This is a genomic window from Nostoc sp. 'Peltigera membranacea cyanobiont' 213, from assembly GCF_002245975.1.
GTDB lineage: Bacteria > Cyanobacteriota > Cyanobacteriia > Cyanobacteriales > Nostocaceae > Nostoc.
Window position 1 is genome coordinate 1 of the sequence record NZ_NOLI01000194.1, and the last position, 11,155, is coordinate 11,155.

Here is an 11,155-nt window from a genome sequence, read left to right on the forward strand (position 1 = left end):
GACAAATGACAAATGACAAATGACAAATGACAAATGACAAATGACAAATGACAAATGACAAATGACAAATGACAAATTTAAAGAATTTTCCTACCAGTTAGAACTTCTCGAACTTCTAGCATGGCTGAGTAGGTGGGTAGAATATGCAGAGTTTCATTGTCTGGTGTATGCTCTAATGCTGTAGCGATCGCTTGTCGCAAATCTTCTTCCACAATTAAATTTATGCTACTCTCAGGGGACTTTTGGCTGTAACGTAGACGTAGTGCCATATCATAGACGCGATCGCCACTCACTACTAAAGTCCCGCCGCGTTCGACTAATTTCTCGGTATCCACGTCCCAAATCCAGGATACATCAGTGCCATCGGGTGTGCGATCGTTCAATACCAAGAGTGTGGTTTTATCTGTGCTTTGAGTCACTACGCGAATGGTTTCATTCGTTCCCACAGGATTTTTTGATAACAATATCCGCACTCGTTTACCGTTAATTACTAAATCTTCCGCCCGACCAAAGGCAGCTTGGAAGTTATTAATAGTATCTCTAATTGTTGCTTCATCAACTCCTAATTCAATAGCCGCAGTAGCAGCCGCCAAAGTATTATATTTGTTGTACAAACCAACCAGAATTTGCGACCATTCACTACTTTCTAAAGTCGGTTTACTTTTAGTAAAACCACACTGAGGACAAGTGAAATCTCCCAAATGAGATAAATAGACACCCTTGTAATCTAGAGAATGTCCGCATTTGGGACAATAGATAGAATCGACAGCGTGAGGAATAGCTTCGAGATAATTTGCTGGTTCATTTAAGCCAAAGAATAACACCCGTTGCGGTAACTGCTGACCAAGATTAGATAGAGTTGGGTCATCAGCATTGGGAATTACCACCGTTTCTGCTGGTAGGGTAGAAATAACTTTTGTCCAACGTTTACTAATTGTATCGACTTCTCCGTACCGATCGAGTTGGTCGCGGAACAAGTTTAGACAGAGAATGATTCGCGGCTGGAGTGGCTTTAATACTCTGGGGACAATATTTTCATCAACTTCTAAAATTGCGTAATCAGTATTTAGCGTACCTAGTAAGTTGGTGCTTTCTAACAGCGCTGTCATCAAGCCATTTTCCAGATTTGCACCTGTAGAATTATGAGTTACGCGATAGCCCTTGCGTTCTAGGATTGTACATAAAAGCAGCGCTGTAGTGGTTTTGCCGTTAGTACCAGCAATTAAAATCACTCCGTTTTTAACTTGCTGACTCAATAATTCTAAAATTCGGGGTTCAATGCGACGAGCAATTGAGCCTGGTAATACACTAGCAGCACCCAGACGGAGCGATCGCACTATAAACGTCACACTTTTTGCCACTGACACCGCGAAACCCAATCGCAGCCTATCTATGAATTGAATTTTGTTTCCCACATTTGTACCCTAGTCTTCTGGCGTTGCTAATTGAAAGTATTTAATTGCAAATTTAATATGGGTGAGTTTAGCGAATCCTAGCTGAAAAAGCCAGCCTCTTAATTTTGAGGCAGGGGGCAGGGGAGGCAGGGGAGGGTTAGAATCATCATTTATCCACATCAGAACTCCGTTCATCTACCTCGGAACTCGGTTCATCCACCTCGGAACTCCGTTCATCCACCTTTGAACTGGATTCATCCATATAGCGTTTCTCGTTCACGTGAGGTACACCCGTAGGGGCACGGCAGTGCCGTGCCCCTACACTTCGCGATTTAATCTTGTACCGCATGTGAATGGGAACCGCTATATCAGAACTCCGTTCAACTCCATCATCCACTTACAAGAGATAATCTCAGTAGGCGTTATTTTAAAAAATAGTGCGTGGGCGTAATTACATATCCAGCCCGGTTTGCCGAATTCAGCACAAACTCACAACAAGTAGTAGCTTGCAAGGTTCCTTTTGATGAATAGCACAAAGTTTCTTTTTTTACATAAACAAATTACTGGCTGGCAAAGGTGGTTGTCTAAATGCCTGTTGTTGCTTGCAAGTCTTTTCATTATAAGTACGCAACCTGCTTATGCTGGTCTTAATAATGATTTGTATGATGGCAACATTTTCGTTGTTTATGCTGGTAATGGTTCATTAGTTCCTCCCAGACAGACACTAGCACAGACTTTAGCGGAACATAAACCCGTATTTTTGGCTTTTTATTTGGATGACAGCAGCGATTCTAAAAGATATGCCATTTCTATCTCACGGGTACAGGAATTTTACGGTCAGGTGGCAGAGATTATGCCGATTAATGTAGATACTATCCCGTCTAAAAAGACTTATGACCCTACAGAACCAGGATATTACTATTCTGGGGGTGTTCCTCAAGTTGTGGTGTTTAATAAAGCAGGTGAGGTAGTTTTGAATAAAAAAGGTCAAGTACCTTTTGAAGAAATAGACGACCAATTTCGCAAAATCTTTGATTTATTACCACGCACCGAAACAGCACAGTTAAAGCGACGAGCCTTTAATGAGTTCAGTAGTGAGTTAGCTAGATAACTTATGGGGTAGACCAAATTGGTCTGCCCGAATTTTTCGTGCTATCTGTTACTACATTTCTGCCCATGCCAAAGCATAATATTGAAATATCTGTGTTGACAGATTAGAAAGTTAATCGATAGTCTATAGTCCTTGACTAATGACTAATGACCAATGACCAATGACTAACTAGAGTGTATTCTGATGTCAAAGGTTTACACCACCCAAGAGTTAATTCAAGTTTTGGCAGCCGAACGCCAAGCTTGCCTCAACGGAAAACGCCTAAAGTTAGAGATAACAGCCTCTGGCAATCCTGTAATTGACCAGTTTATTAGAACTGATGGGCTGCAACAATTCACAGCTTATCAAGATTTTAAAGCTGCGATTCACGATTATCAAAAAGAAAATCAAGTTTCAGGTATTATCTGGCGGGAGGTGACAGTTAAAGGTAAAAATTTGAACTATCCCGAAGTAAATACCGATTTAATAGCCCTCCCTAATGACTTAGAGATATTAAAATCTGCTAAAAATTCCATTGTAGAATTTTGGTATGAAGTCTCGATGGAGATGGATTTATACTTGAGTTTCAATAATAGTAAACAATACCAACAAATTCTTACATCTGATGTAGAAAGAATTGTTCGGAGAACAGAATGGGCAAGTTTGTGTAAGTGGGAAAATTCTAGCTTTTTGGAAATGATTTTGCAGCTAGGATGGGGGAAACCAGAAGAAGCTTACTACAAACGAGGAAGACCGGGATCGGGTAGTGAATATATCCATGCAGTCAATCCTGGGAATCGCCCTATTGGATAATTCGTAATGGCGCTCTCTACGAGACGCTCTTGCTAGCTTGCTTCCCCGCAGGGGTAGACTCGCTATAAACTAACCACAGAGACGCAGAGAACACAGAGAGAAAAGAAATAGAGAGGATTTTTGCTCAGTTTTGGAATATTTTTTGATTTGGAAGTCGCTTATTGGTAATACTCTGCACCAATCAACAGAGGTTTAATCACCGCTACTATTTAGGTTAAATTTAGTCCGCCATCAGCCACAATAACTTCTCCAGTTATATAGTCGGAAGCGACCAGCATTGCTACAATCTCAGCAATTTCTTCGGGTTTAGCGGCTCGGCGCATTGGGGCGTGATTTTGCCAGATTTCTCTGGCGGCATCCCATTGCTCCGTCATTGGTGTCTCTACTAACCCAGGAGCGATCGCATTAACCCGAATTGCTGGCGCAAGAGTCACAGCCAGCAGTCGCGTCAAGTGATTAAGTGCAGCTTTGCTTACAGAATAAGGGATAGATGCTCCTTTAGGACGGACACCTGCATGAGAACTGATATTCACAATGCAACTCGGATGCCCCTCAGTAGCGCTTTGACGCAGAGCCGATTCTGCCTCAGCAATCAATATCCACGGCGCAATTACATTTACTTTGTATAGTTTTTCCCAGATTTCTGATGTTGCCTGTTTGAGAGCAGTGTGTGGAATAACTTCACTAATCCCGGCATTATTAACGATGACATCAAGGCGACCGTGTTGCTCGATCGCTGAATGAATCAGCTGCCTAGTTTCCCTTTCGTTTGTTAAATCAGCTTGAAAATAACTGGCATTTCCCAGTTCTTCTACAAGTACTGCACCTGCTTTAACTGAAGATTTTGAATGGATTGCAATGGACATTCCTTCTCTAGCAAGACGTTTAGCAATGGATGCACCAATGCCTGATGTAGAGCCAGTGATGAGTGCAACTCGATTCGAGAATGATTGCATCAGATTTGAAGTTCTCAATACTTCTTAAGTAATAAGAGTGTTCCAAAAAATAAATGATCCAAAACCCGTCGTTGCGAGCGAAGCGAAGCAATCCCAAGGGCTGCGATTGCTTCGCTTCGCTCGCAACGACAATTGGGCATTTTCTTTCTTGGAGTACTCTAACTAATTTTCCTCAAAAATTACGAATTACGAATTATTTTGTCGATCGCTGTCGCTAAATCTCCTGGATCTACGGGTTTAGGTAGGTGTTTTTGAAATCCTGCTGCCATTGCTTGGTTGTAGTTAATTTCTCCAGCATAAGCTGTCAGTGCGATCGCGGGAATTTGCCCGCCTTGCTCTGGCGGTAATTTTCTCACCTCGCGCAGCAGCATATAGCCATCCATTAAGGGCATTCCAATGTCGCTTAATAGGATATCTGGTTTTGATTGCACTAATGTTTCTAGGGCTTCGGCTGCTGATTCAACTGCGGTTACAGTCGCGCCATATTGTTCTAGGGCAAAGCTAAAAAATTCTCGCACATCAGCTTGATCGTCTACAAGCAGGATTTGCACTCCCAAAAGCAATGTGTCGTCAGTACTGAGTTCTGCTTGAGAAGCCTCACCACTACTGACTCGCAACTCAGAATTTTTCAACAAAGGTAGTCTAACTGTAAAAGTTGCCCCTTGCCCTTCTCCCAAACTGTCTGCCTGAACTGTACCACCGTGAAGTTCTACTAAATGGCGCACAATTGCCAGTCCTAATCCCAACCCGCCAAATACTCTGGTTGTCTTAGCATCTGCTTGGCGGAAGTAATCAAAGACGTAGGGCAAAAATTCCGGGTTGATTCCTTTACCTGTATCAATTACCCGGATTTGAGCATCTAACCCAACTTGGTCTAGACGCACTTCTACAAGTCCTTCTGTGGGTGTGAATTTAACGGCATTGGAGAGGAGATTCCACATTACTTGTTGCAAGCGATCGCTATCGCCGAGAACTTTGCCGATATCATTACTTAACACCGTTTTAATTTCAATTGATTTGGCTTCTGCTGCTAAACGCACCGTTTCTAGTGCAGATGCGATCGCTATTTTCAAATCCACTGCATAGAGATTTAACCTTACCTTACCTTGTAAAATCCGCGAAACATCAAGTAAATCTCCAATCAATTGCGTTTGTAATTTGGCATTCCGCTCGATTGTTTCCAATGCCCGAATTTTAGTGGCTTCGTCGAACTTGCGAGTTCTAAGTAATTTTGCCCACCCTAAAATCGGATTCAAGGGAGTTCGCAGTTCATGGGAAAGGACAGCGAGAAATTCATCTTTAATGCGGTTGGCTGTCTCGGCTTGGGCCCTAGCAGTCTTTTCAGCTTCGTAAAGTTGAGCGCGGACGATGGCTTGGGCACACTGCTGTCCCAGTGTCAACATAAATCCCCGGTCTTCTTCGTTAAATATTTGGCCAGTGGTAAAGCTTAATCCCAGTGCCCCAATTACTTTACCTTCTGCTACCAAGGGAATGGAAGCCCAGGCATTATTCCCCATAACAGTCACAACATCTGCTAAGTCGGGATATCTAGCAATCATGGCTGCTAAATTTTCTAAAAAAATTGGCTGCCCAGTTCTGACTGTTTCTGCTATTTGGTTAGGTGCTGTGATGGGAAAAGTTGTCCAAGTATTTATGAGCGTTTGGGGATAGCCAATTGCTTGGACAACTTTTAGGGCATTATTTCCCTCAGTAAGTAAGACAACGGAACCACCAGTAGCTTCCAAGGCGGCAATGCCTTGGTTCACCACTACATTTGCTACTTCTTGGGGAGTTAAGGCTTCGGAGAAGGCAGCAGTGATTCTTTGTAAAAGGATGGTGCGATTGACAGACCTTTCAGCAGCTTGTTTTGCTTGTTGAGTTTCTTGGTAAAGTCTGGCGTTATCGATGGCTATGGCCGCCCGCCGAGCAATATCTTCTGCTAAGGCCAAGTCTGTTTGTTGGTAATAACGACCTGACTCGGCGGTGAAAAAAGAGATTGCTCCAAATAATTGCCCGCGAGAACGAACTGGAATCACCATTAGAGAACAAATACCTAGACTTTGCAGCAATTCCAGATGTTCGTTGTCTTCAGACATCTCTAAAAGATGAGAGTCAGATAATTCGGGATAAAAGACAGATATTCCTAGCCTTAGCTGCCGTACAAGCTGTTTGGCTCTGGTTTGGGGTCGATAACGCTGGCGGATTTCGTCTAAAATAGTTAGTTTGGTGGGATCGGCAATTGCGATCGCAATTTGTTTACTTGACCAATCTTCCTGGAAGACATCTACAATACACCAATCAGCCAAGGTAGGAACTGCTAGATTAGCCACACTTTCCAAGGCGATTTCATAATCCAATGAGGCGGCTAATAAAGTGCTAGCTTCAACTAAAAACTGTTGTGTTGTTTCAATTCGTTTGCGATCGCTAATATCCTCAATAATGCCTAATGCATACTTTGGTTGTCCGTTGGTATCCCAAACTGCTGACGAAGTTAAGTTTACCCAAACTATAGAACCATCTTTGCGAATATAGCGCTTCTCTAAGGAATAACCACTAATCTCTTCTGCCAAAACTCGCAGAGCATTTTCCCCATCAGCTGCTAAGTCGTCAGGGTGGGTAATTTCTCGGAAGTTCATTTGCATTAACTCTTCATGGCTATACCCAGTAATCTCACAGAAGGCAGGATTTACCTGAATAAATCGCCCATCTAACGCTACCAGAGTAATACCCACAGTTGCTTGGTTGAACATTGCCCGAAACCTTTCTTCGCTTTCCCGCAACGCTACTTCTGTTTGCTTTGCTAATGTTACATCTGCCAAAATAATTCCAATTCCTACCGTTTCACCCATTGCGTTATTGACTGGGTAATAGTTACCGAGCCAGTAGCCGTAACGTCTAGGTTGTTCCCTTGTATCACCACTGATTTCTACATTCAGCAGGGGTTCTCCTGTATCCAAAACGTGCTGTAACTGTGGTTCTAACTCAGCCGCCATTTCTGGCAACACTTCCCCAAATTTGTGTCCTAGATGTTCTTCTATGGTCAAACCGTTGATGTCAGCAAAAACTTGATTAATTCTGATATATCGCAGTTGCCGATCTAAAAAGCATACAGCAACGGGGGCGGCTTCTAGTAGCGCATCTAGAAGAGATAGAGATTCGGCGTAATGAATTAAAGCCTGGTGGATGTCTCGATAAAGTCGGGCATTTTCCACTGCTAAGGCTGCACGATGGCTAATATCTGTTGCTAAAGTTAAGTCAGTGCGATCGTAGCGACGATTTGATTCTGCGGTGATAAAGGTGATAGTGCCGAGTACTTGTTGGTGCGCTATTAACGGCACAATCATCACAGACTTCATCCCCAATTGGCGAAGAAGTTCTAAGTGTTCGTGATTCTGACTAGTGGCCACCAATAGCGAGTCAGATACTTCTGAAATTAATTCGCTTTGCCTGGTTTGCAGTACTCTAGTAATCGCACTTGCACTCTTGTAATCTGGCACATACTCTTGAAGTTTAGCCGCTAACTCTGCTTTGGATGGGTCTGTATGGGCAATGGGTAGGCGGCGAATGGAACCATCTTCATTTAAAATGTCAAGGCTACACCAATCAGCTAGCTTCGGAACTGATATTTTGGCAATTTGTTCTAAGGTTTCTTCATAATCTAACGAAGTAGAGAGGACGCTACTAATTTGGGCGATATAGCGCAGTCTTTCTTCAGCCTGCTTGCGCTCTGTAATATCGAGAACAAAAAAAGCTCCTCTATCTACAGTCCCTTCAAAATGGCTCCCACCTGCCAAAATCGGCAACCGCGAGCCGTCTTTACGGATATATTCTTTTTGATATGGTGGGCAAAAGAAACTATCTTGAAATTGAGTTAGTGCTTCCTTATCAAGTGACTCATACTCTGTAGGAGTTAAGTCTTGCCAGCTAAGTGTTCCAGCAAGTAATTCTGCACGGGTATAACCCAGCATATTGAGCAGGGCATCGTTTGCTTCTGTAATCTTACCGTCTCTATCCCAAAAGCCAATACCAATCATATTTGACTCAACTACGCTGCGAAACTTTGCTTCGCTTTCCCGCAAGGCTTTCTCAGTTTCTTTGAGTTGAGTAATATCAATTAAACTAGTGCCCAGTCCTAACAACTGACCATCCGGTAAACACACTGGATAATAGCTAACAAGAGCATAACGATACACCCCAGGCGGATAGGTTTCACCACTGACTTCCTGATTAAGTAGGGGCTGCCTGGTTTGCATCACTTGCTCAAAAACAGGCTCAATTTGTGCTGCCCATTCCGGTAATACTTCCCGAAAGGTGCGGCCAATATGTTGAGTTTGGGGTATACCGTTGATGGCAGCTAGTGCTTCATTAGCATAAATATAGCGAAGTTCTGTATCGAGAAAAGCCAGTGCCACTGGTGAACTGGTAAGGCAAGCATTGAGTAATGCCAGAGATTCATCTTTTTGCTGAACGGCTTGCTGAAGTTCCTGATGCAACCTGGCTTTTTCTAGTTCTGTCTGCTTGCGCTCTGTAATGTTCACAGCCGCACAAGTAATACCATGAATACTATTGTCTGGATCTTTCAGTGGTTCAACCAGCAAATCATAGTAACGATCTTCTCCACAAGTTGTTACATAAACCTCTTCACGGGTTGAAACACCAGTATCTATTACCTTCAGCTTAATTGCCTTCAATTGCTCTGCTACTACGGCTGAAAACAATTCATCATCAGATTTACCTAACATTTCCTCAGCAGTATTTAGACCTTGAGGATTATGAATCCACTGATATCGCAAATCTCGATCTTGTTGAAAGACTATGATATCCGAACTGCTTAACGCTAATCGAAATCGCTCTTCACTAACTCTTAGCTGTTGTAGATTTCCATCAGCCCGTCTTTTAGCAGTCTTTAATGCCTCACATACAATACTAAAGAGCAATCCTTGTAATGCAAATAACCCGATTCGCACAGAATTAGATAGGTCAAAACTCAGATCGTAAGCTGGCGGGAGAAAAAAATAATTGCTGACTAGCGCAGACAAGGAGGTTGCCAATAGCCCTGATTTCAAACCACCATACCAAGCACTCACCATTACAGCGCTAAAAAACAGCAGGAAAGGAGTTCTACTCATGCTTAACCAGGGGTCTAGTATCAGCATTAGTACTAATGCAACTGCGACAATTAATACAGTGACACTATAACGTAGTAAGTGAGAAGAATGAATATGAGGCATGAAAATGTTTTGGAACAACCAATACTTACTGCAAAGGCTCTATACAGCCTAAGCTAGTTTACAAATTTTAGTAATTTATCTCCAGATAGATTTTTACTTATTGAAAAAACTCCTTTTGTTAGAAGTTAATTACTCGATAATATAGTAATGAAAATAAATAGTTTACCACTAATATTCTATATTTATATCCATAACGTTAGTTTGCCAATCTATATAAATAATAAGTAGGGCGGTGTAATTAAAGATAACTAGCTATGGCTATCATTTGTCCTTTGTCATTTCTTATTAGTAAGGGTTTCAAGCCTATTTACGTTTCGTAAGATAGTTTGGTTTATTCCCATCGATTTACTTACTCAATTCCAAAATCTGAAATTTCAAAGTATTTTATCTTACTTTTGCTGCCACACAACGCCCAGTTAGTTAATTCGGCATCAACAAAACTATATTCAATTAATCCCCTACCCTAGTGTCATCTATTAACATTAAATTAGCTGTAATTAACATCTTTCAGGACTGCTACCAATTTTTCAATATGTGCTACTTCATGAGTTGCCATTACAGATATTCTGATCCGACTAGTGGGCACTGTGGGGGGACGAATTGCTGGGGCAAAAATGCCAGCATCTCTTAGCTGTTTTCCAGCTTTGAGGGCATCTGTGGCATTAGGCAATTGAAAACATAATATAGGTGATTCTGAAGGCAGCAATTTTAAGTTAGGTAAGTGTTGCAGCAAAGTTTTCAAGTAATCTATATTCCCCCACAATTGGGCACGATGTTGCGGTTCTTGTTGCACTATCTTAATTGCTGCTAAAGCTGCCGCCGTATCAGCAGGTGAAAGCCCAGTAGTATAAATCCAACTGGGTGCGCGGTTCCGTAAAAAGTCAATTAGGGCGCTACTTCCCGCTACATATCCGCCTAAACTACCCAAAGCTTTACTCAAAGTACCAATTTGAATTAATTGCTTTCCCGTACACCCAAAATGCTCTACACACCCAGCGCCAGTTTTTCCTAGTACCCCAGTGGCATGAGCTTCATCGACTAGCAGCATACAGCTAAATTCATCAGCGATCGCCAATAGTGCAGGCAATGGACATAAATCGCCATCCATGCTGAAGACGGTATCAGTCAGAATCAAACAGCGGCGGTAATTTTGCCGTTGCTGACTCAACTGGGTTTTTAATACTTCAACATCACAGTGCGGATATTCCACAACTGCTGCACCGCTAAGAATCGCTCCATTTTTCAAACTGGAATGATTGTACTGGTCAGATAAAATTAAATCACGCTTGCCCACAAGGGCGGTAATTGCACCCAAATTTGCTAAATACCCCGAACTAAATACCAAACAATCTTCTGTTTGTTTCGTAGATGCGATCGCCTTTTCTAACTCCCCATGCAATTCTCGATGCCCACTGAGTAATCTAGAACCAGTACTACCAGTGCCAAATTCAGCGATCGCAGCAGTCGCGGCTGCCATCAACCGCTCATCCCCAGCCAATCCCAAATAGTCATTGCTGGCAAAATTAATTACCTCTTGCCCAGCTAAAACCACCGTTGCACCCGGACGACCAGTGATAGGTTGTACCGAACGATACCAGTCTGCCCGATGAATTGTTGCTAAGGACTGTTCTAGCCAGGCATAAGGATCGGTGGGGACTGGGGATTGGGGAC

Annotated in this window: 7 protein-coding genes; 2 read left to right on the forward strand and 5 right to left on the reverse strand. The window is 42.6% G+C overall.

The window, feature by feature from the left end; genetic code table 11:
• Positions 1-77: 77 nt before the first annotated feature.
• Together CDG77_RS31255 and CDG77_RS37070 are read right to left on the reverse strand one after the other, a co-directional pair.
• Positions 78-1,415 (reverse strand): Mur ligase family protein, encoded by a 1,338-nt coding sequence (locus tag CDG77_RS31255; protein WP_094333106.1) that lies wholly within the window; start codon positions 1,413-1,415, stop codon positions 78-80.
• 145 nt (positions 1,416-1,560) lie between these two features.
• Entirely contained in the window at positions 1,561-1,743 is a 183-nt protein-coding gene (locus tag CDG77_RS37070; RefSeq protein ID WP_190234117.1) for a hypothetical protein, read from the reverse strand.
• A 174-nt stretch (positions 1,744-1,917) separates the two neighbouring features.
• Between CDG77_RS37070 and CDG77_RS31260 the strand changes: the two genes are divergently transcribed.
• The gene (locus CDG77_RS31260) at positions 1,918-2,505 is read left to right on the forward strand and encodes a thylakoid membrane photosystem I accumulation factor (RefSeq protein ID WP_094333107.1); all 588 of its coding nucleotides are present in this window, start codon (positions 1,918-1,920) and stop codon (positions 2,503-2,505) included.
• A 183-nt stretch (positions 2,506-2,688) separates the two neighbouring features.
• Positions 2,689-3,297, forward strand: a complete 609-nt coding sequence (locus CDG77_RS31265; protein ID WP_094333108.1) for a hypothetical protein — start codon at positions 2,689-2,691, stop codon at positions 3,295-3,297.
• A gap of 209 nt (positions 3,298-3,506) precedes the next feature.
• Here CDG77_RS31265 and CDG77_RS31270 read toward each other — a convergent pair whose 3' ends face one another.
• From CDG77_RS31270 to bioF, 3 genes are all read right to left on the reverse strand, one after another.
• A complete protein-coding gene (locus CDG77_RS31270) occupies positions 3,507-4,253 on the reverse strand; it encodes an SDR family NAD(P)-dependent oxidoreductase (protein ID WP_094333109.1) in 747 nt (248 codons plus the stop codon).
• 179 nt (positions 4,254-4,432) lie between these two features.
• Positions 4,433-9,484, reverse strand: coding sequence for a PAS domain S-box protein (locus CDG77_RS31275; RefSeq protein WP_094333110.1), 5,052 nt, complete (start codon positions 9,482-9,484; stop codon positions 4,433-4,435).
• Between the two features lie 487 nt (positions 9,485-9,971).
• Positions 9,972-11,155, reverse strand: a 1,184-nt coding sequence (gene bioF / locus CDG77_RS31280) for an 8-amino-7-oxononanoate synthase (RefSeq protein ID WP_223270076.1), incomplete at its 5' end; no start/stop codon positions are given.

Bases quoted from the DNA above. Each gene is read 5' to 3' on its own strand.
- CDG77_RS31270 (WP_094333109.1), bottom strand. From the start codon at position 4,253: ATGCAATCATTCTCGAATCGAGTTGCACTCATCACTGGCTCTACATCA.
- CDG77_RS31260 (WP_094333107.1), top strand. From the start codon at position 1,918: ATGAATAGCACAAAGTTTCTTTTTTTACATAAACAAATTACTGGCTGG.
- CDG77_RS37070 (WP_190234117.1), bottom strand. From the start codon at position 1,743: ATGCGGTACAAGATTAAATCGCGAAGTGTAGGGGCACGGCACTGCCGT.
- CDG77_RS31275 (WP_094333110.1), bottom strand. From the start codon at position 9,484: ATGCCTCATATTCATTCTTCTCACTTACTACGTTATAGTGTCACTGTA.
- CDG77_RS31265 (WP_094333108.1), top strand. From the start codon at position 2,689: ATGTCAAAGGTTTACACCACCCAAGAGTTAATTCAAGTTTTGGCAGCC.